This is a genomic window from Bradyrhizobium sp. CCBAU 051011 (assembly GCF_009930815.1).
Classification (GTDB): Bacteria; Pseudomonadota; Alphaproteobacteria; order Rhizobiales; family Xanthobacteraceae; genus Bradyrhizobium.
On the sequence record NZ_CP022222.1, the window covers coordinates 4,231,180 to 4,255,680 of the forward strand.

Annotated in this window: 18 protein-coding genes and 2 pseudogenes; 11 read left to right on the top strand and 9 right to left on the bottom strand. The window is 58.1% G+C overall.

Annotated features, from left to right (window positions below; all coding sequences use genetic code 11):
• Positions 1-56 precede the first annotated feature (56 nt).
• From ACH79_RS20025 to ACH79_RS20040, 4 genes are all read left to right on the top strand, one after another.
• On the top strand, positions 57-1,274 hold the full coding sequence (locus ACH79_RS20025) for an adenylate/guanylate cyclase domain-containing protein (protein ID WP_161852524.1): 1,218 nt from the start codon (positions 57-59) through the stop codon (positions 1,272-1,274).
• Positions 1,275-1,683: 409 nt separating this feature from the next.
• Entirely contained in the window at positions 1,684-2,295 is a 612-nt protein-coding gene (locus tag ACH79_RS20030; RefSeq protein ID WP_161852525.1) for a DinB family protein, read from the top strand.
• Between the two features lie 269 nt (positions 2,296-2,564).
• Positions 2,565-3,599 carry a class I SAM-dependent methyltransferase gene (locus ACH79_RS20035; RefSeq protein ID WP_161852526.1) on the top strand — a complete coding sequence of 345 codons (1,035 nt, stop codon included), beginning with the start codon at positions 2,565-2,567 and terminating at the stop codon, positions 3,597-3,599.
• A gap of 390 nt (positions 3,600-3,989) precedes the next feature.
• On the top strand, positions 3,990-4,430 hold the full coding sequence (locus ACH79_RS20040; protein WP_246738607.1) for a hypothetical protein: 441 nt from the start codon (positions 3,990-3,992) through the stop codon (positions 4,428-4,430).
• A gap of 238 nt (positions 4,431-4,668) precedes the next feature.
• Here ACH79_RS20040 and ACH79_RS20045 read toward each other — a convergent pair whose 3' ends face one another.
• The 6 genes from ACH79_RS20045 to ACH79_RS20070 all read right to left on the bottom strand — a co-directional run bounded on the left by ACH79_RS20045 (position 4,669) and on the right by ACH79_RS20070 (position 12,299).
• Positions 4,669-6,009: a transposase gene (locus tag ACH79_RS20045; protein ID WP_161852520.1), complete on the bottom strand. Its 1,341-nt coding sequence runs from the start codon at positions 6,007-6,009 to the stop codon at positions 4,669-4,671.
• 270 nt (positions 6,010-6,279) lie between these two features.
• Positions 6,280-7,026, bottom strand: coding sequence for an alpha/beta hydrolase (locus tag ACH79_RS20050; RefSeq protein WP_161852527.1), 747 nt, complete (start codon positions 7,024-7,026; stop codon positions 6,280-6,282).
• A 269-nt stretch (positions 7,027-7,295) separates the two neighbouring features.
• Positions 7,296-9,134 (bottom strand): hypothetical protein, encoded by a 1,839-nt coding sequence (locus ACH79_RS20055; protein ID WP_202639274.1) that lies wholly within the window; start codon positions 9,132-9,134, stop codon positions 7,296-7,298.
• Between the two features lie 1,142 nt (positions 9,135-10,276).
• Positions 10,277-10,768 (bottom strand): hypothetical protein, encoded by a 492-nt coding sequence (locus tag ACH79_RS20060; RefSeq protein WP_161852528.1) that lies wholly within the window; start codon positions 10,766-10,768, stop codon positions 10,277-10,279.
• Positions 10,769-10,879: 111 nt separating this feature from the next.
• Entirely contained in the window at positions 10,880-11,704 is an 825-nt protein-coding gene (locus tag ACH79_RS20065; protein WP_161852529.1) for a hypothetical protein, read from the bottom strand.
• Complete coding sequence (locus ACH79_RS20070; RefSeq protein WP_161852530.1) at positions 11,697-12,299, bottom strand: PriCT-2 domain-containing protein; 603 nt, start codon at positions 12,297-12,299, stop codon at positions 11,697-11,699. Before ACH79_RS20070 ends, ACH79_RS20065 begins: the two co-directional genes overlap by 8 nt.
• A gap of 74 nt (positions 12,300-12,373) precedes the next feature.
• Between ACH79_RS20070 and ACH79_RS44050 the strand changes: the two are divergent.
• From ACH79_RS44050 to ACH79_RS20100, 5 genes and pseudogenes are all read left to right on the top strand, one after another.
• Positions 12,374-13,756 (top strand): annotated as a pseudogene (locus tag ACH79_RS44050) (DUF6119 family protein); the annotation flags it as partial.
• Between the two features lie 62 nt (positions 13,757-13,818).
• Positions 13,819-14,004 (top strand): DUF3606 domain-containing protein, encoded by a 186-nt coding sequence (locus ACH79_RS20085; protein ID WP_161852533.1) that lies wholly within the window; start codon positions 13,819-13,821, stop codon positions 14,002-14,004.
• 2,076 nt (positions 14,005-16,080) lie between these two features.
• Positions 16,081-16,473 (top strand): hypothetical protein, encoded by a 393-nt coding sequence (locus ACH79_RS20090; RefSeq protein ID WP_161852534.1) that lies wholly within the window; start codon positions 16,081-16,083, stop codon positions 16,471-16,473.
• 723 nt (positions 16,474-17,196) lie between these two features.
• Complete coding sequence (locus tag ACH79_RS20095) at positions 17,197-17,358, top strand: hypothetical protein (protein WP_161852535.1); 162 nt, start codon at positions 17,197-17,199, stop codon at positions 17,356-17,358.
• A gap of 276 nt (positions 17,359-17,634) precedes the next feature.
• Entirely contained in the window at positions 17,635-17,868 is a 234-nt protein-coding gene (locus tag ACH79_RS20100) for a hypothetical protein (RefSeq protein WP_161852536.1), read from the top strand.
• Between the two features lie 680 nt (positions 17,869-18,548).
• Here the strand turns inward: ACH79_RS20100 and ACH79_RS20105 are convergent.
• On the bottom strand, positions 18,549-18,974 hold the full coding sequence (locus ACH79_RS20105; RefSeq protein ID WP_161856461.1) for a hypothetical protein: 426 nt from the start codon (positions 18,972-18,974) through the stop codon (positions 18,549-18,551).
• 671 nt (positions 18,975-19,645) lie between these two features.
• Here ACH79_RS20105 and ACH79_RS20110 point away from each other — a divergent pair.
• Both ACH79_RS20110 and ACH79_RS20115 read left to right on the top strand, forming a co-directional pair.
• Entirely contained in the window at positions 19,646-20,614 is a 969-nt protein-coding gene (locus ACH79_RS20110; RefSeq protein ID WP_161852537.1) for an IS481 family transposase, read from the top strand.
• 508 nt (positions 20,615-21,122) lie between these two features.
• Positions 21,123-22,561: pseudogene (locus ACH79_RS20115) on the top strand (IS1182 family transposase).
• Positions 22,562-22,663: 102 nt separating this feature from the next.
• Here ACH79_RS20115 and ACH79_RS20120 read toward each other — a convergent pair.
• Together ACH79_RS20120 and ACH79_RS20125 are read right to left on the bottom strand one after the other, a co-directional pair.
• Positions 22,664-23,686, bottom strand: coding sequence for a HupE/UreJ family protein (locus tag ACH79_RS20120; RefSeq protein WP_161852538.1), 1,023 nt, complete (start codon positions 23,684-23,686; stop codon positions 22,664-22,666).
• Positions 23,683-24,492, bottom strand: a complete 810-nt coding sequence (locus ACH79_RS20125) for a peptidyl-prolyl cis-trans isomerase (RefSeq protein WP_246738610.1) — start codon at positions 24,490-24,492, stop codon at positions 23,683-23,685. Before ACH79_RS20125 ends, ACH79_RS20120 begins: the two co-directional genes overlap by 4 nt.
• Positions 24,493-24,501: the final 9 nt, after the last annotated feature.

A 24,501-nucleotide genomic window follows, 5' to 3' on the forward strand; every position in this document is an offset into this window, starting at 1 on the left:
AGCGCGCTACAGGAACTTATCGTTGCGGATGTGCCCTGGGAAACTTCGGGTGAAATGTGACCAAGGCTCTCGATTTCTCACTTGCTGATCGCAAGGCCGAGCTTCTGCGCTGGCTAAGCGAGGAGGGACGTTTTGCGCCCGATACCGGTGGGCTTCTTGAGATGCTCTGCGAGAAGTTCACCGTGCTCGGGGCGCCGATAGCCCGCGCCACAGTGCATGTCCGTACGCTGCATCCAGAATTCCGGGGAGTATCGCGTATCTGGCGCCGTGGACAGAGTACCGAGTTCCGAACGTCGCGACATGGTATCGAGTCTACATCGGATTACCAGAATAGCCCCCTTCAGTACGTTATCGAAACCGGACAGTGGCTTGATACTGTCCTTAGCGAAGCCACCGATCGGCGCTTCCCGATCCTCGCAACGCTGCGGGCGCAAGGCATTACCCATTACGTGATGGCGCCTCTTATCTTTTCGAATCGGATCGTTAACGCGATATCGTGGGGAAGCGACGCTCCCAGCGGGTTTAGGGAAGCGGATGTTGAACTCTTTCGCTATCTAGTGCCGACCTTTGCCCCAGTTCTCGAAGTGACGGCGGGCCGGCGGATCTATGCTGAACTTCTTGCTACCTATGTAGGTCGAGATCCGTGCGCGCGGATTATGGCGGGCGCCGTCCAGCGCGGAAACGTCCACCACATCAAGGCGGCAATGCTGCTCGCCGACTTGCGTGGTTTCAGCCGACTGACAGATGAGCTTCCGGAGCAAAGAATCATTGAACTTCTAAATGCCTTCTTCGATCTGGTCGTCCCTGGCATCATTGGCAGCGAAGGTGACATCCTGAAGTATATCGGTGATGCGGTCATTGCGATCTTTCCAGTCACCGGCGATGATCCGGCGCGGGCCTGTGAGTTGGCCCTGGCTGCAGCGCAGACAACGCTGGCTGCGCTCCAGGCTTCACCGCCCGAGGTCCAGCAGCATATTTCCATCGATATTGCTCTGCACTATGGTGATGCCGCATACGGCAACATTGGCTCTGGCAATCGCCTCGACTTCACCGCCGTCGGGCGCGACATCAACATCCTCAGTCGGCTTGAACTCCTCTGCAAGGATGTTGGCCGGCCACTGCTCATGAGTGGTGCTTTTGCCGCCGAAGTTGCGACACCGGTCGTTGAAATCGGCCATTTCGAATTGCGCGGCTTCCGTCAGCATCAGTCTTTGTACGGGTTGTGCCAAGACGGCGAGGTGCCTGGTGCGCCCACGTGGACGGATGGCGTGTAGCAGGCTGTACGGACTGTTGGGGGTAAACTTCTGCTTTTGGCAGATACTGTTGCAAAAGTCGAAAGTTGCAGGGCTCAAGATTTTTAGCGAAAACACTAAGCAGCGAGCGATCGCTGATTCGTATGACCTCAATCGCGTTACCGAAGTCGCCTGTGAATTTTGCGTGAGGCCCTGAGGTCCCTCACATCTTGTACACGAACGTCGCGCCCACGGCCCGCAGAATTTTGGTCATCGGCGAAAATCGACTTTTGCAACACAATCAGGGGGAAAGCGGACATCGCTCAGGACCGAGCCGAGGTCCGAGAATGACCAGAGCAAAACAGGCCACTCGCGAAACTGAAAGGGACGAGGTCGGAACCTTCTTCTCGGCTTCTTCTTATTTCTTCAGATCGTGTCGGTTAGTAACAGCATGATCACCCAAGAGCACTTCAAACTGCTTGCCGCTTACAACCGTTGGGCTAACGCCCGACTTTACGCGGCAGCTCTTGACCTATCAGAACTGTCATGCCGCCTTCACACCGGTGTCTACTTCGGTAGCCTCCACGGGACGCTGAATCATCTACTGCTGACCGACAGGCTTTGGTTGAAACGATTGACCGGTGAAGGCGACCTTCCAAACGATCTTAATGCAATCCTGTATGAAGACCGCATCGAACTAACCAAGGCTCGTATCGCAGAAGACAATCGGATGGTCGAGGTCATCGGAAAGTACGATGAAACAGCACTGAGAGGTCTTCACAGTTACAGAACTACATCCGGAATGCCACAGTCACAGGTTCTCGCGAATATTCTGCTGCATCTATTCAATCATCAAACTCATCATCGCGGCCAAGCGCATGCCTGTCTCTCCCTTCTTACTGGTGGTGAGCCGCCGTCGTTGGACTTGTTGGCCTTTCTAAGAGGCGGCGCAGCGCCAAACCTCGAAAAACTAATTGCCAGCAACCCAGCAGATTGCAAGAGAGATAAGGTGCGCGATGACCGCCCTGGTCCAAAGTCGCGCTCGCAAAGGGATTCGCCCTAGCGGTTGCCTCGCCTTCCTGCGAACTCCGACGGACCGGAAAGAGACCGTAGACACCCCATCCGGGGCAGAACAAGGCCGCCTCTAGACTTGCAGTCTAGGATTGGGGTGTCACCTAACTCACGATCGCGTCAATGGTCGATTTTTCGTCGCCGGCTCGTCGATCCCGTCGGAAGAGGATAAAATCGCATAAGAAACGCACAGTTCTGCTTGACCGTGGCTCCTCATTGACGTGAGAATCTCCATCGCTTTCAGAGGTTACAGGAGTACCCTTGGACATTGTTCTGGCGCTTCAGTTGGTCGCGGCGATCGTCATCGCGTTGTTCGTAGCATACAACATTTTTCATTACGTACTTTTTCTCTTGGTGACTCAACCGAAGGACGCGAGCAAGATCGGCCACGAATTGAATCAATTCGAGCAACGTCAACTGATCGAGTGGACACCGCAGCCGAGCGATTTTCTCAAGCACGACGACGAGAAGCGTACATACGATGACGTGTTCGGCGCGTATCGCGACGAGCAAGCGAACTACAGCACGTGCGTTTTCCCCCGCTTCGCGTTTTCGCGTCCCTACGAAGCCGAATACGTTCTTTTGAAGCCGAAGGAAGGGATGCGAGTGTTGGATCTCGGGTGCGGATCTGGCGCGGCGGCCTACTACCTCGCCAGCCGGCGAGACATCGAGATTGTGTGCGTGACCAATTCATCCGTACAGGCGGAAATCTGCCGGCGTAAATTTGCAAAACTGGGTGGGCGCGGACAGGTGATCGTCACCGACTTCGACAGTCTCGATCTCCCGAGTGAGAGTTTTGACGCCATCTACGCGCTCGAATCGATCGGCTACACCAAAAACTTGGACGCTTGGCTGGTGCAGTGCTGGCGGATGCTCAAGCCGGGAGGAAGCCTGTTAATCCGCTCACCGGGGTCGTTGGATCATTGTCGGCGTAAGGAGGATTACCTGAGCGTCACCGTCTTCTTCGAAAACTGGCGCTACAATTTTGTCGGCGCCAATCTTCTTGTCTACAAGATGCGCCGACTCGGCTTCAACCCGATCCGCTATCGGCGACTGCCATTCTGGGCCTGGGGCCTCACGTGGAACTTCATTCAACACTTGGTGTTGTGGAAGTACCGGCTAAAGATGCGCACATTCGTGGAATTGGAGCGGATCATTTGGCGCACTTCGAAGGTATTTGTCTTCGGCAACCCGTACAACACGGTGCTGGCTACCAAGCCCGAGGCAGCATCTTGCTCCCGGCAGACTCTTGCATCCTCAGAAGCATTGGATGGTGTTGCCGAGACTGACCGCTAAAGCGACCCTTCGTTCATTGCGGCCGAGGGCTGACATCATCTAAGAATCTCGAGGCGCGTGGTGGTTGATGGATTGGAAAAGCTGTGCGACAGATGTTTCTCCGCATCGTTCAGCCGTGTCGGGTTTGGCAGGATTAGGAAGCTCCTTGAATCCAATCGTCACATCTCTGAATGGACTGCCGGGTCGGTGGCACACTCAGATTTTTATCGACGAACTTAACAGAACTTCAGGAATTGCTCGGCGATTGGTCCGTGACTTCCGTTATTGGCACTTTTTAGACATGCCGACGGTCTGCGATTATGTCTGCTTTTGGGGTTAGACCAGAAGTGAGCAGCACGCGGTCAAAGCGACGCGGTTGACTCAATCCGGACATTGCCTTGGAACAGTTTATTGAGCGGTTCATCGGCTGCCGGGCTTGTAAAGCCGCTGAAGGACGCGCAGTTTTGTATCTACCCCCCGGGCAGCAGGGCGATTGCGCGGCATCAAATCATGATCAGGAACGGACTTTATCTAGCTGAGACGAGATTTTTGGACGGCGTGGAAGCCTACAACCGACACGTCATGGTGCTGCGTGATGGCACGATGCGCGGGGGCGGCGGATATTACTATACTGTCGGAAGCTACACTTGTTCTGACGGCAAGTGGAAAGGTGAAATGACGAGCCGAGAGCATTCACCTATTTCTGGAACGTATCCATGGGCACGAAAGACTATCACCATTGGATTTACTGGAACCTATTCAGATGACGGTGCCGAGTTCGAAGCCACGGCACTGGCTGGCAAGCAATCCTTTCGGTTCAAATCCGTCTACCGGTTGCTATTCGCGGATTGAAAGAGTTGGTTGCAGCCTGGATGCGCTCAACATGGTGGCCCGTCTTGCGCGACCAACATCAGCGCCGCAATGGTCGCTTGCCATTCGGGGATGGCAGATTGTCGATACTTGCCATGCCGACGAGTTGACTGATTGAACCTCCGCCAGTGTCGGTTATTGGGCCGATTCCGTTGAAAAAGGCGGCAGTAGTTTCGTCGTGAACGCCCGCTGTTCCGCGGACGAGTCGGCTTGATGAGGCTCACGCGGGCATCGGGATCAGCTTGGCCATCTTACGAAGGTTCTGAGCGGTTGCAGCGAGGGTGAACTCATCACGTGCGCCATTCGGACCCCTTAGTCGTAGCCGATCGAGCTTGAGAATGCGCTTGAGGTGCGCGAACAGCATCTCGATCTTCTTCCGGAGCCGACGTGAAGTGCGGCCTTCCCATGATCTTGCGATCTCGCGCGCCATGTCGCGAGCGCCCTCGTAGATCGAGCGCGGCACTTTGCGGGCCGGAGTGTTGGGGCAACACCTGCTTCTCAGAGCGCATGCTTGACAATCGTGCTTGCTCGCACGGTAGAGGATCGTCGCATCGTCGTTCACCGGCGTCCCTGTGGTGGTGAGGGTTTTGCCACCGGGGCAACGATAGATATCCCCGGCATGATCATAGGTGAAGTCCTCGCGCGAGAAGGTCCCGTCGGTGCGGGCCGACTTGTCGAAGACGGTCACGTGCGGCTCGATCCCGTGCTCGTAGAGCAGCCACCCCAGCATCTCGGCGGAGCCATAGGCGCTGTCACCAAGAATCCGGCCCGGATAAAGATCGAACCGTTCGAGCGAGCGTTGGATCATGCGCTTGGCGGCCAACACTTCCGCCTGGCGGATCGCCGTGGTCGCCTCGACATCGACGATGATCGCGTTCTCAACGTCGATCAAGTAGTTCGTCGAATACGCAAAGTAAGCTTGTCCGCCGTGCGCTCCCGTCCAGCGCGCCGCCGGATCGGAGGGCGACACGAACTTCGGCGTGACCTCCGTCGCAGCACCGAACGCGGCGTCATCAAGAACGGCAAGGTATTCATCGATTGCTCGACCCGCGGCCTCCGGTGGAAGCCCCTTGCTGCCTTCGATACCCTTCTGCCGATTGGCATCCGCTTTGATCAGGCTCGCGTCGACCGCGAACCCTTCGCCACCGACTAGCCGCTCCCGGATGCAGTGGCGCAAAACGGCCTCGAACACGCGACGGAAGAGATCGCTCTCACGGAAGCGGCCGTGCCTGTTCTTCGAGAAGGTCGAGTGATCGGGGACAGCCCCGTCCAGTCCCAGCCGGCAAAACCAGCGGTACGCCAGATTGAGGTGGACTTCATCGCAGAGGCGACGCTCCGATCGTATGCCGAAACAATAGCCCACCAGGAGCATCCTGATCATCAGTTCGGGATCGATCGAAGGTCGTCCGATGTTGCTGTAGAACGGCGCCAGCTCCCGTCGCAGGTCCTCAAGCTCTACGAACCTATCGATCGACCGGAGTAGGTGGTCGGCCGGGATGTGCCTTTCGAGCGAGAACTCATAGAACAACGCAGCTTGTTCGATTTGCCGATGCCCCATCATGACCTTCAGTCCTGCCAATTAGACAGACTGAATCACTGATATCTCTGCGTCGCAACAGCCGCCTTTTTCAACACAATCGGCCCTTAGCGGACCACCCCGCCCGAAGTCGGCAGGTCCGCTGGCGACTCCATTGCGGACGTGCGTTGCTGTCATCGTAACTGCTTCGCGGTAAAAGGACTTAGATTTTGAACACTTCGCGGTCCACATGAACCTTAGCGGTCCTGTACCTTCAAAGGTAATGATCTGCCGTAGAGCTACTAACTCTCGCATTCAAGGAGAGGAGTGGCTCCATAAAGTCGTTAGCGCGTGATTGAGCGGCTCTCCGGTGAACTGGATCTCGTGGCCCGCTCCTTCGATCACCATGCGGGAAGCGCCGATGCGTTGCGCTAGGTCGTCACAGATTGCGTCGAACCCTGCACTATGCCCACCCGATATCACGAGTTTAGGGAAGGAGGCAGACGCCAGCTTGGGAAGCGGCGGTTCAGCCTCCCAGATCGGCCGACCGCGGCGGAAGACGGGTGCGAGCGACACTGCAGCGGCGATCAGTTCGGGGGAAAGAGCGCTCGGATCACTTCCCACAATTTCCAGGAAACGAATGACCCATTCCTCGTCCGGAGCCTTCTGGTCCCAGAGAGATCGAACCTTTCCGACGAGTGTCCTCGCTGCTTCATTGTGCTGGCCCAATGCGAAGGTGGCCGGCTCCAGTAATGTAATAGATAGAGCCGCTTCGGGACGGCGGGCGGCGGCGAACAGCACGCCGAGACCACCGTAGGAATGCCCTACAAGGTGCGCGCCATTGCCCATCAGACGGGCAATGTCGTCGGCATCGACTAGAAAGTCCTCACCTTGAGCGGCGGGACTTCGCCCATAACCACGCCTGTCCGGAACTATCAGACGAAAGCCGCTGTCGGCCAGCGGTCGCTGAGCCTGCCACTCGTCGGATCCTGTTGCCAGCGAACCGTGCACTAACACGACGGGCACGCCCGACCCCCATGCTTCCATGAAAAAATCGCTCATTACTCGACCACCCTTTCAATTCGGCAAGGCTTAACTCCCTCCATTTCAGCTCACGACAGGGAGACCCAAATTGGGCCGGGTATTAGCCATAGGTCGAGAACGGATCGTAGGAGAAGGTGTCCGGGCGGATTGATCCGCAGCGATCACGAGGGGCCGATCCTATGAGAGCGTAACTGCCTGTTCATACTAGCAAACGTTCCGCGGACGTGGCAGCGGCATGACGGCTGAGCACCGGTCGTGCTGGACGTTAGAAAGGTGAGCGTCACGCTTCAAAGATTTGAAATCTGCAACAGCTTGCGGTCGCCAATCCAGGTTTTCGCAAGATTAGCCTGGGCCTTGCGCATGCCGGCGGCATCGCCGCGTGCCTTATGCAGCTCTGCCAGACCGTAATACGACCAGCCGTTGGCGGGTGCCCGCCGCAGCGCAAGCTCGAATTGCTGCTTCGCCTCAGCGTAGCGACCGGCCTGCAGCAAGGCTGCTGCAAGCGACTGCCGGATTGGATAATACCAATAAGGCGGTTCCGTATAAGGCAAGGCATCCTGCAAGTTAGCCGCCTGCTCGAACTGGACGACGGCGCCGCTCTTGTCGCCTTTACCCTGTGCCACGCGCCCCATGACTACGGTGCGCGCGATACGAAACACTTCCTGTACCGGTATATTGGATTCCTTCAGGAGCTTGAAGTCGGACTCGCGCTCCAATTTCTCGATCGCATCGGCCGCCGCCGTTGCGCCCTCGAACTTGCCCTGCGCTGCCAGCGCCACGCCGCGGGCATAGAGCCAGATCGCTTTGACGTACGGGACGGCATCACCCGGGTCTGGTAGCGCCAGGATGGCCTCCGGTGAACTGAACTGCGCGTGCGCGAAATAAGGCGCTGCTTTGACGGGCTGCACCAGCGCGATGCCGCGGGCGGCCTCATCCGGAATGAGCGTTCCCAGCTTCTCCGCGGCTGCAATTACGGTATTCCCGTCGCCCGCCATTTGCGCGGATGCCATCACGAAGTGCACGTTGTGCGGATAATAGCCCATCCTGTAGACGCCGGGAGGCGCGTTGGTGTCAGCCAGATATTTTTCGTCCACTGTGACAGCGGCCTTATTGTCCTGAAGAGCGTCCAGATAACGCCCGACACGATAATAGATGTGGCTCGGCATGTGCACGAGATGGCCGGCGCCTGGTACCGAATTGCGCAGGCGGTCGGCATAGGGCTCCGCGCGCTTGGGTCGGTCAGAGGCCTCGACCGCATGGATGTACAAATGGATCGCGCCGGCATGATTTGGATTGCGCGCCAGCACTCGCTCCAATGTCGGCACAATGGGTACGCTCTGCGGGTTGGGCTCGCGGCCAGCTGGCTTTTTCCAGTAATCCCACGGGCTGAGATCCATCACCGCTTCGGCATAAAGCGTGGCGATTTCGTTGTCGCTGGGAAATCGCGCCGCGGCTTTCGCCATTTCGGCGGCATAGGCCTTGTCGAGTGGCGCACGTTCCGCCTTGGCGTCATTGCTGTAGCGCACAGCGAGAGCGCTAATCAGCGCCTGCTCCCGAGACGTTACCTTGCCTGCTAGAGCTCGCGCCTTCTGTGTGGCGGCATAAGCGGGCGCGATGGCATCCTCCTGCATGGGCAGATTAATATTGGGGCCAAGCACCAATGCTTCGCCCCAGAAACACATGGCGCAATCGGGATCGAGCTTTTGCGCCTTGCGGAACGCGCGTTGCGCTTCCCCGTGATTGAAGGCGTAGGCCAGGCGCAGACCCTGATTGAAATAGGCTTGCGCCTTTTCGTTCTTGGTCGTGATCTTGTAAGTGATGGAGCCGAGGCCGTCCCATAGCGGCGGCTCGGTGTCTGCGAATGCCGGTGCAGAAGAGGCAGCACTCATCTCCGCGCGCGGCACTTCGGTTTGCGCAAGACGAAGCATCATGCCCGGTCGACCACTCGCGCCCGATGTCTTGCAGAGCGCGACATCCGGAGCAGCGAGGGAAATGTCCCTGGCGCTGGCGCCTGCGTCGGCGAGAGTTGCAATATTGTATGCCAGCAGCGCCGCCAACGAGGTGCCTGCGAGAGCTGCGGCTCCAGTGGAAGCAAGCAGCGTGCGTGAGTGCCTGGAGATGGCCATGTCGTGCTCCCAAACGTTCGTCTTATGGGTCCTAAGGCGTTTGGAAAGGTTCAATGATTGCTCCAAAATGTCGTGCGGGTGCAGCTAAGGCAACGATACTGTCCCAATGTTGCTGGCGCTGAAGCACCGCTCCCAGATGTCGATCAGCGAACACGGGCTTACTTTTAGGCGGACAACTAAACACGGCTGGCCAGAACTTCGGCTGTTGGGTCCGTACAGGCATCCCCTAACGCTCCCCACCGCGAGCCTTTCGATCGTTTCGTCCTTAACTTCCAATCACATTTGGTACCGGGCCTTGAGATGGGTGAGTTCTCGCAGAGACTTCGTGCTGATTGAATGTTGTTGACCGAAGTCAATGGCTTATCCATTACCTAGGCGGAAATTCGGAACCCCTACCCGTAGGCTGTATGTACCCCGGTTTTCACTGCATAGCGCTGAAACGAGTAAAGATCGTTTGGAAAAATTTCCGAGAGCGAGTAAGAGAAATAAATTCTTGCAAGTGACTCCGAGGATTCGAGTCGATTTCGTCTCGTCGCCGATGATCCCGTTTCGGCCAATTGGATGACGTCTACATATCATTTGGCGCAGCCATGCTGACAAAGGTCGCGCCATGCTTTTGCTTTTCGTGCGTGGTGTTTTTGTGCGGGGCTTCGACGACTAGAAAGATCGCCCGAGCAGGGATATTATTTTAAGCTTCAAGTATTTGATTTTATTTCTAGTTACGCGAACACTCGTCGTCGCGCGGCCGCGCTATGATCGGGGCCTTCCAGCAGGATAAAGGCGCTTCGCACGCTGGCGCTGTGCAGGGCTATCGGCCGGGGTCGGGCAAGGGGGTACGGCCCTTTTTGGGGCAGCGGGGGCTGTCACCGGCGAAGGGTGACATCGTCACTCTATTTCGGAACAAGGTGACAGGCTCTCACTCCTATTTTCGAAGGCTTCTCTATATTTGTCACCTTGTCACCCTAAAGGAATAAAAGGGATATAGAAACAACAGGGGATGCGATCACGGCGCGCCCCCTCCCATGGGGTCGTGACCGGGAAAAGTAGGGTGACAGGTGACAAATCCAAGAAATGCCTGCGGCACGAGGGTTTCTTGCATTTTGAGGGTGACCCGCGTGGTGACAACGGGTGACCCGTTACGGTTAGATCCTAAATTCCTGCTTCAATCTGATGCCTATAAAGCGCCCCTTGATCCGTTCGCCTTTCCCGCCTGTCGGCTTGAACGGGTCGTGCCAGCGGGTTTGGTTCGACGCGTATTTGACTCCGCGCGCCCGCAGCGCTGCAATCATGTCTTCCTTAAAGTCGTTTTTGTTGCGGCGTTCGCGCGGGCTTAGCTCCTCCCGCGCTGCCCATTCCCCGTAGACGTCGAAGATTAGCGGCACCGGGACCATATCTTCCCGCTTGCCCGTGATGACAAGGCATTCAGAGGCAAACCGAAGCGCCGGGGACTGCGCCAGCTTTACTTCGTGTTGTGCCACCTTGCCCTTCGCGCCGATAGTGAACTTGCCTTGCTCGCGGAGACGCTCCAGCCCCTTGATGGCCCAATTAGCGATTCCCGGACGTTCGGCCGCCAGCCGGTCGCGCAATGTGAGGTCTTCGCGACCCGCGAATGAAGTTTCGAACGTGAACACCAATTCGCGATTCGCCAGCGCGGACGAGTCGTCGATGAACTTAGGGTGACGGTTGGCGATAAGTCAGCTTCGCGGGGATTCGGACGTTCGGAAGCAAGGGCTTGTTCTTGCGGTTCACCGACAGCGCGTCATTGCCGCTGATGCTCTTGATGCGCTCAATGGCAGTGTTGCGCTTCGACGTCTCGGCGTCGGACGATCCGGGATGATAATCAGCTTTTTGTCGATCATGGCTTGCAGTCCGAAGTCGCCAGCAAGATCGTTGAGCGTGATCGAACCGCGATGCGCCTCGCCGGTGAGCCCTTCCAGCACGTTTTTTATTGTGCCCTTGCCGCCGCGCGACGCGCCGATAAGCGCCGCAATCTTTTCCAGTGACGTATCTGGAGTCAGCGTGTAGCCGAACCACTCTTGCAGAGTCGGATGGAACGACTGGTCTAAAACCTGCTTTAGAAACGCCAGCCACATCGGACATTCGGCGTCCGGGTCAAAATTCCAATCGGGAACTCCCGTGGCGAAGTAGTCGGGCGTCAATGGCATCAGCTTGCCGGTTTCCACATTGTAGATTCCATTGCCGGCCAAGATCAGATTGTTAGACGACGGCGCGTCGTCGGCTTTCTTGATCCATTGGAAAGGCATCGCGCTTGATCGAATGCCGCTTGTGATCTTCAGTTCGTCCATTCCCGCAATCTGACCCGACGTGCTGAGGTACTGACAACCCGGATCGGTCTGCCGAATCTCGGCTCGTAAGTCGTCCGGTTCCATCACGTCCCAATAATCGGAGTCGTTTGCCGTGTAGAAGTCGCCAGCGGCGAAGAGCAGCCGATAGGGTCGCGCTTCCTTGAAGATCAGCGCGTTCTGCGACGGCGTGTTTTGGTTTCGGGGGCCGCCATAGGCGATTTCCACCGGCCACGGTTCAAACATCGGAAAGGCGTGCTTAGACATTGTCGAAATCCCTTGCGGCGGTGTTGAACAGTTGGAAGACGACCAAGCCGGGGACTCGGAATTCCAAACACATGCTGCGTAGCGTGCCGATTCCTACACCGCTCCCGTGCGATGGGTCGAACGATTCCCAGCGCAGGCGATTGCGTGCGTCGGTGTCTTCATCGCCGTAGCCCTCGCCAGTTGAACAGAATTCAAAGAACAGTTCGGCCACGTCTTCATTGGCGTTGCAGGTGCTATTCAGCGCCATCGCGAAGCGCTGCCAGTTCGCGTTCCCCGACAGGTATTCGACGTCCAGATGTTCAAAAAGTAGTTTGGCCTTATCGACTCCGATGAAGCCGATTCCCTTGTCATTCGAATTGACGAAGCGGCGCGGCAGCGGCGGCAATCGTTCATCGAGTTCGGCGAGCGTGTAGCGTCGCGCGAAGTGGTCGATCTGGAGAATGCGGCTTGTGAACGGGGAGGCCTTCATGTGCCGAAAGCCGGGCATTCGGAAGACCCGCGCCCGGTCGGACACGGTCGGATCGCCGCCAAACTTCACGGCCATTCGCTTCGCGACGTTCTGCGCCAAAGCGAAATCGGTCGTCTGTTCGATCATAAATAGCGCTTGATGGCGGCCGGGGCGACGATCACGAGCTCGAAGAGCGGCCGTCCGAATCCGGACGGCTTTTTGTGGGCCAAGCGCCAGCATTGCCGCCGGCTTGGTTCGACTTTGTCAGTGGCTTTGCGACAGGCGGTCTTGGGCGCCTCGTAAATCAAAGTTGTGCCGCTGTACTGTTCTTGGAAGTCGTCCCTGACGATAAGCGGCTAGCGACGCGAATCATGGCCCTGACTTTTGGGACCGGGCATCATTCGCTCGATCCGGATGCATTTGAGCGAAGCTTCGGTCTGAAGGTCGTTCTCAACTCCGTAGCCCGTTCGAATTTGCGGAGCCTAGACATTGCTACGCTCGATGCCACCACCTTCCAGAAGCGCATTCAGGCCAGTCGGGATGCTGATTTGCAGGGATTTGGAGTCGACGTTGATCGCGATCTTTTGAGGCTGGCTGCAGGATCACCTAAGGATAATTCGTTCGCAAAATCCCTCGCGGGTAAAGACGCTCTAACACTGCACACAAAGACGTCGCCCGACGACGTGATTGATAAGTGCAAGATAGCGCTCAAACTCTATCATGCTACAGACTACAAAAAAGACTTCGGGTTTATCGACTTCGTAGCGCCCGTCCGACAACGAAATCTTCTTGAGCAACTGGAGCAGCAGCCTTCGCTGAATTGCGGAAATTGGTGAAGGGAAATGCATCGGACCTTCACATCGCGTTGCCGGATATACTGGGGCCCTGAGGAGGCGGTCGAGGTTGGGTATTTTGGCATTGGGTTAAGATCGGGACGAAGGCAGGCTTATGTGCAAATTGCGATTGAAGACTACGTTGATGAGCTCAAAGCAGGTCAGATCTCCGATATTGCAGACATGGCCGAACTTCGCGCGAGCCATGAGGTGCGCGTTATTGTCGATGGCGAGGGAGACAGAAAGCAGAAGCGCAAATCGTACGATTGCTTCGTCTATGAATTGACGCACAAAGGTGATACCTACGTTCTATTTGCCGGCGACTGGTTCGTGGTCGACAAGGCGTTTCACGCTGCTGTCGAAACGGATTTCCTCAAGCTGTTAGCAAAAAAGGCATTTGTGCCATCCACAAAAAGCAAGAGCGAACGTGATTTCATCGCGGAGCTCGATGCCCGCAAAACCTTGCTCAATCTTGATCAAGTCAAACTCTCGCCGGCAGGGGCGCCTGGTGCCAATCTTGAACCATGCGATTTTCTTTCGACAACCAGGCAATTTATCCATCTAAAGGATGGTCACGGATCAGCGCCAATTAGTCATCTCTGGAATCAGGGCGTTGTGTCTGCCGAAAGCTTCATTCGTGATGAGAAGTTTCGGATAGACCTCCGTAAGGAAGTAAAGAAGCGCCAGGCGCAATCCAAGAAGACGGGCTTTGATGCCATTCTGCCAGACGGTCGCTCGAAGCCAGTCCCGGGCGAATACACTGTGGTTTTTGGAATTATGCGTGACCGATACAAGAGATCCGGAGCGATCAGCCTTCCCTTTTTCAGCAAGGGATGGCGAAGGCAAAGAAGAGATCAAGCCGCGGACGCAAGCAGGACCGGCCGCGGGTCGCCGGTGGGCAGGATTACGAGGTGCGCTACACGGCGAAGAAGACGAAGAGGTCGGCAGGTGCGGTGAAGAAGGCGGTGAAGAAGGTCGGCAGCAGCCGCAAGCGGGTCGAGCGTCGGCTTGGACGTTAGGAACGCGATCGAGGCTGGCGGGTTGAGCCGATATCGCACCGCTTCCCCCAGGGTGCGATTCCTCAGTCACAAGGGTCTCGGGGTCGCCGCTCGAGGCCCTTCTCCTTTCATTGCGTGCGCCGAGCACGACGAATGCCGCCAAGGCGGCAATTTTTTGGCTCTGGCGATTATAGGAGGAATTTGACGCCGATCATCGTTTCGGTTCGCCAAATAGCTATGCATCTGATGCGGTCAGAGGCGACGACCAGTGTAAACTGTGCCGGAAGGCTGCTCGTGCTGACTAACTGCAAGGCCGCTCCAGTCTCAGACCGGTTACGAACGAGACAGGCAATCGCGTGCCCGCTAAACTCAATGCTTCCAGATTTCAAAACGCTTCATCCGATCAGGCGCAACGATCCCGTTTCGAGGGCTGCGAACCTGGGGATTTTAACCACTCATTCAAGCGCGCTGCGTGTTCAGCCTGGCGGGCACGCCTCAGGAGCAGTTCCTGAGCCGTGCCGGGAGGAAGCGCCTCGGCCGCCTCTCTAAAGCGGTGAGCCTCTTCCGCTAACCGTTCTCCAAAGCTTTTTTCATGCTTAATGCGGCGACGTTTCTGCATACGCTGCTCCATTCCATTTGGTGAAGGCGGGAGCGCGTCGTTGCGATCTCATCACCGAAGATGCCTGGGCCGGGCGGTGATGGCTGGTATGATAGTCCAACTGGAAACGTCGGCTGTTCGCTACCCGACTTAAGGGCTCATTCCTTCGGAGGGGCTGGTATGAGTGCTCCGAGTGGAACGACAGCCGTTTCACTCAAGTTGAGTGACTGTAGCCGATGGCGCGCAAGGCTGAATTTCGACGCGGCCCTTTGTAGGTGAAATTGTTGCAGCTGAGTTAGCTGCGTTGACGCACGGGCCTTCACACGATTTTGCCGCTTTATCCCGGCATGATGATTCGGCGCTCGAAAGAACGCAAGGACGGCTCTGGCACATTAGCCCCCAAGCCCCTCGCCAGAGCCGTTTCATCAAGACCCGTGTTCGCTGAGGCTCCTTTAATGGCATGGCTTCCGCTATGCAGCGATCTCGTTCTGCGATTGTCCTGGAAGTCATCACCGCGGCGGCGGTGGTCGTGCTCGTCGTGTACGTGATATTCCCACCCAACTAGCCAGCGGTGCCAGACGCCCGCGCCGCGTGGGGGCGGACAGAAACTCTATTGTCGGGAGGCTTTAGGCGAACAGCTCAGATCCTGCTGGTGTGAAGATTACAAGGTCCTGGATTCGTGCATCGTTCAGCCAGCAGCGTTCGATTAGATCGGGCTTGCATCGCCGGGACGTCGTCAGGATCGGCCGGATTTCTATTGCAGTTCGGGCAAGGTGCGCCGGCGCCGCCGCAACCACAGGCCCTTTCTCCCAAGAACGGCCGATCGAGGTGATTTTCACAAACCCACCGGCACCGAGGACAGTACCTCATCAATTCCGCCCGCTAGCAAAGGAAGACCAATGTCCGGTGCTGTCATTGCGTTCCGGCGCGGTTAACTTTTGTTGTAGCGAGAGACGGCTGTCCGGTGCTGTAATTTCGGCGCGGCCCTTTGTGCTGGTCACACACGCAAGGGCTGGCCTCCAGGGGCCTTGGCTCCACTCCTCAGCCCCCACTCTCGGGTCAAAATTTTCGTCATGGGTCAGAGCGGCTCACTTTTACGGAGCCGACGGCGGAGTCATGGTCCGCCGCCGACCGCGACATAGATGCCGCACCCGCGGTGTCGGAGGCCTCCGGTTAGCGTCGGCGCGCTCACTGACGGCCGCCCCGTGGTGAGCGGGAGACGGCTCCGCTCACCCCGGAGCCGTCTCCATTCGCGCCGAAATCTCCTCGAACAAACGCGGCCCCGGGGGGACTACGAGGGACCGCGAGTTCCAAAGTTCATTTGGAGTCGACGATGTTTAAGGTGTGCCGCTCTCACTTCGGCACAGACGCGCAACACCTTCAGGGCGGGATCGTTCCTACCAGCGTTGCCTGCCGTACCAGTCGTTGGGGCGAAAATGGTAGGCCTGCACTATTGAGCTGCTGCAATCCCCCGGCGATAATGCGCGCCTGGGGGCGAGATGGACTGGTCATTTCTGATAGTGCTGGCGATCGCGGGCGGGTTCTTCCTATGGCGCCAGTCGAAGAACGCGGAAGCCGCGAAAGTCGCCAACGCGAGGTTGGAGAGAGGCACACGCCTGTATCAGCGCATCAAGGAGGGAATGCGGGAGTACCATTGGCGAGAGCGCGAGCAGCCTTTGTGGCGAGCGAAGCACGGCGAGTTAGTGTTTGAGACCGCTCACATGTCGGCTTTCCATGTCAGCCATGTGGGCTTCTATTTCAAAGACCTCGATGAATATGGGCTCTACGGCTTCTTCGCAGGTAACGGCGACGAATTCTTCGAGAGCTACTACCGCACGGACAGAACCTTCCAAGAGGAAGGGCAGCTACTGCATAAGATGAGTGACCTTTAACCGCCGGCATGGCATCGCCGCTGTCGGGGGATAAGCGGACATCGCGATTTATGAGGCCACGCGCAAGGCAAATAGATCAGCGCCGCCCTGCTTATGAAAACGAGTCCTTCACGCGGTTTATCGCCGGGTGTTTCCGATTCTTCATCTTAATCCAGTCCGCGGATCGCCCGGCATGGTAGCGGCTGTCAGCGCGCTTGGACACGAGCCCCTCACCGGCCGATTGGGGACCTTGGTCCCGCGCGTCGGAACGCAAGGATCGAACGCAAACATACGCATGCGGGATAAATAGGCAACCGCGGGGGGAAATGCGAGGCTGAGTTAGACCAGTTGGAGGGTCAACTGACGCCGATCTCGGTCCTCGTGCCGTTCGACGAAATCACCTCGACCAGATGCGCTGCGACCACCCGGTAGCCGGGTCTAGTTGACGGTTCCAAGATAAGCGCGCCTTGTCGTCGTTCACCCCAGGGGACACCGAGGGTAAGTCATGACCGACCAGACCATCCGACGCCTCATCGCCGCTGTAGTTGTCGTCTGCACCTTCATGATCGTGAACCACATCTGGATTGCCATCGGTCCCGACTAGCAGAAGTCCACTTGGTCCCGCGCGTCGGAATGCAAGGATCGAGCGCGCACGTACGCATGCGGGATAAATAGGCAACCGCAGGCAAAATGCGAGTCTGATTAGACCAGCCGAAGGCTCAACTGACGCCGATCCTGCCCTTCGTGCCTTTCGACGAAATCCGAGATCGCGGCTGGCAGCTCGCGCAGCTGCAGATCGCAGCGGCGGCGCAGTTCGCGGGCGACGTCTTCGGAAACATCTTCCGACCAGCGTTCGGCGGTGTTGAAGGCGACGACGCGGATCGGGTTGCTGTATTGGCCGGCTAACAGGTTTTGAATGACGGTCTCGAGATCCGTGGCTCGTAATCGGCTTCACGCCAGGCCCGGCCTAATCGGCCGAAATCATCCGCGACCAAATAGACCGTCGCATCGTTGTCGTTCGGGACGATCGACGGCGTCCAACTAGACTTACGCATATGAACTCCACGCAATACGGTTTCAAATTGACCTGCGCTGAATCGTTCCGAACTGAGGCGGCCTTTATTTTACTGCTTGGTCAAAATTGACCAGCGGGATTGCTGAAAATAATCCAGGCTCTGGGTCATGACCTTTGAAGCGACAAAGCTCACCCATGAAAAGCTCACCCATGAAGAGTTTGCCTCCCTGCTCGCGGTCGGCAACGCCCGTGTACATGGGCCTGCACCCGCGATCCCCGCTGAACATAGTGCCCGATTGATCGCGTTGGGCTACGTCTTTCATCTCGAAGGTAGGCTGCGGATGACCACGCCCGGCAGAGTGCGGATATATGTTGGCAACTCGCCAATTGAGGCGGCCTGAAAGGTTCAGAATGACGTCTAAAATCAAAGAACATAAGTGCGTTGCTTGCAACGGAACGGGCTTCCCCGACGTGATGCAGCCGGTACAACCGGACCGCAAAATCTATCCCGTCAAATGCACGGCCTGCGCCGGCAAGGGAAGGATTACGGACGTCAACTGAGGCGGCTTTACCGTTCTGGATCGAATTGCGCGACCTTACGACCTTCCCGCCATAGCTCTATGGTGTGAAAGTCGCACTTCACCCCCGTCCGCGCGACCACCTTGAAGACTCCTTGGAAGGGCTTCAGCTCTGCCGCTGGGGCAAGGCAGCGAACTGAAGATGGTTTCAAATGGCCGGCATGGCCCGATTGACGCCAAACTGGAGCGGTTCTTTTTGAAGGTGCCTAAAGGGATCGATTTCCATCCACTCGCGCAAGACAAGATAGGTCTCTACATTCAGGGGCTTGTGTCGTTCGGCTCGATACAAGATCGAATGATCGTCCAACCCCATGTGACGCGCGACCTCACGCAAACTTAGCCCCCTAGTCTCGCGTGTGTTCTTAAAGTCGCGGCTAGAATTCTCCCAGTCGATCCTCACTTCACTCCGGCCCCTTCCTACCTTTCGTTGCGAGCAGCGGCGCTGCTCATCCTAAGATTACTCATCTTAGCGAGAGGCGAAAGGCGCACGGTAAGTTGCAGACCTAATGGCTCTCCCGTTGATCGCCGGGATACCAAGGTTCGCTGTCATTCTTAGTCGTAGAATTGGAGCGTCGCAGTCGGACCAGGTGGCCGCGCTTGTAGGGAGAGCCTCGCAGTTCCGAACAGGGGCGACAAGCCATGCGGCGCTCAAGTTGCCAGACCGGCGTTTCCTTCGGCCGGCGGATAATGGTCAGGTCAACCGTGCTATGCGTGCTGCAGCCGTCGCACTTCACCTCGAGATAGCGGAACCCGGCATTGAGAGCGTCTCCAATCACCGGCGATGGCTGGGCGGGACCACCATAGCCGCGCAACCTGAAATTCCATGCTTCGCAGGCAGCGACGTCCGCTGCCAAGCGCAGTTCTTTCGCGCGCTGCTCGGCCGCGGCGATTGTGGCGCCCCACAGGCGTTCCTTCGAGACAGATCCCATGGCGCCCATGAAAGCGCGACGCCGCGACGGTGTCGAATCCTCTAGATGTTGGGCCCAGGAGGCGAAAGCGAGCGCATCAGCTAGGCGAACAGCTCGGCGCCCGGCCGTCGTGAAGGTAGAGTAGGACTAGGCTTCGATCCGCGGTTCGCTTTCAATCGCACCGGTGCCGATCAGCCATTCTCGCTCCTTTGCGAGCAGGCGGTAGCAGGCTGCGATGTCGCTATATCGCTTTCTCAGCACGTCGACGGCAGCCGCTGCGGCTAGCGCTTCGAATTCGTCCTCTCTCCAAATACTCCACGACGCTACGCACCTTGCCCTCGTCACCCGATAGCTGCCGTCGCACCTTGCGGGGGGCAATCAACGCTGGGGCCGCCATTCCAATGCGCCATGCAGGGGGGCGTGGCGCCCCCATCAACGCGAACGGTGGCAGGTCCGTTCCTGGCGAGCCCTAGACCGCCTCGTAAGCTGTTGGCTGCTTTTCAGGAGTCTTCGGAATTTTGAATGTCATGGGGAAGGTGCCATCTACCAAACGCTCGTAATCCGATTGCTCCTCGGACAGACGCCTTTCAATAAATTGACGCTCTAGATGTGAGCTTTCAGGAGGTTGTCCATCCAGTCCTGAACGAGGAAGCTGAAGTTGTCGAAGCTTTAGCCAATCCCCGGAGGACCGAATGGACACCCATAAGAATGCGCCTCTGACGCCGAAAGGTCGAGAGGCCATGGTGCGGAGCGTGATCGAGGGCGGCCTGACGAAGGCCGCAGCCGCGCTCCGGTTCAACGTCACAGCGAAGACGGTCGCCAAATGGGTCAAGCGCTCCCGGGAGGAAGGTGTTGATGGGTTGCGTGATCGCTCCTCACGGCCCCATTCATTGCCAGGCCAAACCCTGCCTGCCACATGCGCTGCGGTCGAGGCGCTGCGCCGACAGCGCCACACGGGCAAGCAGATCGCGGCCGAACTCGGCATCTCTCCGGCGACTGTCAGTCGTGTCCTGCGGCGACTGGGATTGAACCGGTTGCGCGACCTGGAACCGGCCGAACCGGTGCGGCGCTACGAGCGTGAACATCCCGGCGAACTGATCCACATCGACATCAAAAAGCTCGGCAAGTTCAACCAGGTAGGCCATCGCATCACCGGCGATCGAACCGGTCAGAGCAACCTGCGTGCCCGCGGCGAAGGGCCTGGCTGGGAATACGTCCACGTCTGTATCGACGATGCTTCCCGGATCGCCTTCAGCAAGGTCATGAAGAGCGAACGGCAGGGTTGCGCCGTGGCCTTCCTCAAAGCTGCGATCGCTTACTACGCCAGCCTGGACGTCAGGGTCGAGCGGGTGATGACCGACAACGGTTCTTGCTATAAATCGCGCGCCTTCCGCAAAGCCTGCCAGCGCCTCGGCCTCAAGCACATTCGCACCAAGCCATACACGCCGAAGACCAACGGTAAGGCCGAACGCTTCATTCAGACCAGCTTGCGCGAGTGGGCTTATGCCCGCGCCTACAACACCTCAGGAGAACGCGCCGCCGAACTGCCAAGATGGCTTCACCGCTACAATTGGCATCGCCCTCATGGCAGTATCGGCGCGATGCCACCCATCAGCAGACTCGCTCTAACCGGGAACAACCTGTTGAGGCTCCACATCTAGATCAGTAAGCTTGGTTTGGAGCAAACGCCGGTAGCGGGCGATATTATTGCGATGGGTTCGTAAGCGGGCAATGTTTTCGTCCATCATCGTCGTCATCCTTTGACGGTCGTTACAGCTTTCCCTTTTGGTAGAGGGGCGATGCCCCCGGCGAAAAAATTAGGCGCGGGCCGCAACCTGTCAAGAGGCTTGGCGGGGTAGTCCTTTGGGCGACGGGGCAGGGAGGCGTCGGATACGACCTGCAACGGTTAGTTAGGTCTGGCGCGTGTCGTTCGGAAGTGTCCGGGGCCTTCCTCACCCCCGGGCGCGCCTCTATTCCACAAGGCGAAGAGTTCGGCGCCGTTGCATTCGATCGAGAGCAAGGACAACCTCATCTCTATCGAGGACGGCGATGAGCCTGTGCACTGTACGCGTAGCGTCGTGTGGACCTGGTGAGTCCGGAATTGGCCCTGGCTGTGTGAAAACGCTGTGCCGCTGTTATGATTCTCCCCGTGATTCTAGGGGGGGATCGATGAGGCGCTTCGTTGAGGAGGCCGATCGCGGGCAATGGACGCTACTGCCCGAGTGCCTCGATGATTTCATTGACGAGAGCAACCCCGTCCGCGTGATCGACGTGTTTGTCGGTGCGCTCGATTTGGCTGAGATGAGCTTTGAAGGAGTGGAGCCGGCGGCGACTGGTCGGCCCTCGTACCATCCCTCGGTTCTGCTTAAGCTTTACATTTACGGCTACCTAAACCGGGTGCAGTCGAGCCGCCGGCTCGAACGAGAAGCCGGACGCAATGTCGAGGTGATGTGGCTGCTGGGCCGGCTCGCTCCCGATCACAAGACGATCGCGGACTTCCGGAAAGACAACGGCTTGGCGCTTCGCAAGGTCTGTGCGCGCTTCGTCGAACTCTGCCGCGAAATGGGGCTTCTAGGGACGGCGAGCGTCGCCATCGATGGCAGCAAGTTCAAGGCCGTGAACAATCGGGACAGGAACTTCACAAAGGCGAAGGTGCAACGGGGCGTGCTCAGCTTGAGGAGAGCGTCGCCCGCTATCTGAGCCAGCTTGACACGGCCGATCGACAGGAGCCAAGCGAGGCGCTGGCCGCAAAGGTAACAAGGCTCACCGAGAAGCTGACGAAGCTCAAGGAGGAAATGGGCAAGCTTGCGGTTTACGAGAAGCAGATGCTGGATTCGCCGGACCAGCAAATCTCCCTGACCGATCCGGACAGCCGTTCGATGGCGACGAGTGGCCGGGGTTCCGGCGTTGTCGGCTATAATGTGCAGGTCGCCGTTGATACCGAGCATCATCTGATTGTGACGCACGAGGTCACGAACAGCGGCTCAGATCGGGCGCAACTGGCCAATATGGCCAAGCAGGCGAAGGGTGTTCTAAAGACCGAGACGCTCGAGGCCGTTGCCGATCGCGGCTACTTCAGCAGCCTGGAGATCCTCGCCTGCCACGAGGCCGGCATCACGGTAACTCTGCCCAAGCCGCAGACCTCGGGCGCCAAGTCAGATGGCCGCTTCGGCAAGCAGGACTTTGTCTATTTGCCAGAGCAGGACGCCTATCGCTGTCCAGCTGGAGAGCAACTGCCATATCGCTTTACGAGCGAGGAAGACGGCAAGCGGCTACGGCGCTACTGGACCTCGGCCTGTCAAAATTGTTCGCTCAAATCGCGGTGCACGACCGGGCCAGAGCGGCGGATTACGCGATGGGAGCATGAGCATCTGCTCGACGCTGTGCAGCAGCGCCTTGATTCAAACCCACAAGCCATGCGCCGGCGTCGCGAGACGGTCGAGCATCCGTTCGGCACGATGAAGGCCCGCATGGGAGCGACACACTTCCTCACCAAAACGCTTCCAAAAGTAGCAGCCGAGATGGCGCTCTCGGTGCTGGCCTATAATCTGACACGGGTCATGAACATCGTCGGGACCAAGCCGCTGATGGCTGCGATCGCAGCCTGAGATCGAACCGGTCCTGGCTTCTCTCCAACCTCCCTGGGAAGGATGTTTTTACACGGCCAAGACCCGGAGCGGACATCTGTCTCTTACACCGCGCTCCCCCGGCTACACAAAAAAGCCCGTAGTGCGCTCAACCAGCCAGTAGGCCGCTACGATGCCTATGGCATAGGCGACGGCCACATCCAGCCGGTCAAGGGCTGGCTGTATGCGCACAGGCTGCAATAATTGTGAGGCCACATAGCGTAACAACGATATTAACGACAAGACTGCGGCGACGAAGATGAGCTGCCCAATCTCCACCCCAACATTGAAAAACAGCAGCGCAATGGGGATCGCATGTTGAGGTAATCCCACCTCCGCCAGCGCTCCGGCGAAGCCAAAACCGTGTAAAAGCCCAAAGCTGAAGGCGACCAGCCATGGCATACGCGCCGTCAGACTTGGCTTTCCGCGCCGTGCGTTCAGAATCTCGACCGAAACAAGCATAATGCTAAGCGCTATGGCTGCTTCAAGAGGCGGACCCGGCACGTTCACGAAACCGAGCGTCGCCGCGGAAAGCGTAATGCTGTGCGCGATGGTGAATGCCGTCACTGTAAGGGCGACGCGGGCCCAGCCTCGAACGAGGATCACCAGCGCCAGCACAAAGAGCAGGTGATCGAAGCCGAAAAGGATGTGTTCGACGCCAAGGCGCAGATAAGTTGCAGCCACCTCGCCCGCGCCTGGCGTGGCCTGAACAATGAACGTCGTCTTCGTCGGAAACAGCCGCTCGGTCTGTACTGCGCCGGTAAGGCTTTCGATCCGTACGAGTACATCAGTCAATGTGGCCGAAAGGCCCTCAATCGATACCGCCTGCCCGGCGAGCCCTCCATCCCGCCGAATGGTACGGCGTTCGATATAGGCACCCTCTCTGAACGACGCCCGGGGCGGCGCTACATCTTGAGTGCCTTCGGGCAGCTTGATGTAGATCGCGAGCCGCAAATCTTCCCCCCGCGCGGGGATCTTGAAAAGCAGATTAAAGGCGTCAGGGCTGGTCTGGCGCATTTCAAGATAGCCAGGCCGAAGTTCATCCGAGAAGGCAAGTTGCGGCAGCAGCACCGTCAGGACGGCAAAGAGAAAACGGAAACGATTCATCGGCTGACGGCCTCCGCCGCCTTTTCCCGAGGCGCCTCCACCACGATTTCGTAGCGCTCCCGCAGCGAGGCATAAAGTTTCTGCTCCGCCTCAAGGCGCCGCGCATTCGCCCACTCACGGCGGACGGCTGGCCGGACATCATCGAGCGGTGGCAGGCCGCCCGGCACTCGTTCGCTGACAAAGACGAAATGCTGCCCAAAGCCCGAAGCAACCGGTCCCTGCCAGCGGCCCTCTTCCATAGCGAGGATCCGCTTGGCAAACCTTTCACCAAATTGGTTCATTACCTTCGTTGCCGAGACGGCACGAAACTCTTCGCCAAGCAGGAAGGGATCGCCGAGTGCCGTCGCATCTACAGCCGCGTCGGCGCGAGCCAGGATGCTCGCAACCTGTTTGCTATCGCTGTCGATGGTACTTTGGCGCCGCGTTGCACTCAGGAATACGTGACGGAAGGTGAGATGGTCGTCGGCTCTGAAGCGCTCCGGATTGGAGGCGAGATAGGCCGCAAGCTGGTCATCATTCGGCTCCGGTACGGACATGTCCTCGGCGAGAAATTCCATCTTCTGCCGCACGCGGCGGCGAATGACGGCGTCGTCGCGGTCCAGTCCAGCCGCCCTGCCTTCGCGGTAGAAAACTTCGTCGCGGATGTAGTCCTCAATCAGACCCTGCAGTTCCTGCTCGCTCGGCGGCCGTCGCCACGTCCGCGCAAATCCGTCGCCGAGGTTGGCGATCCGCGAGGCGGAAACAACGATTTTCTCGGGCGCCTCCGCGCTTTGCTTGCCGACCAAGCCGTAGAGCGCGAACAGCATTGTACCGAG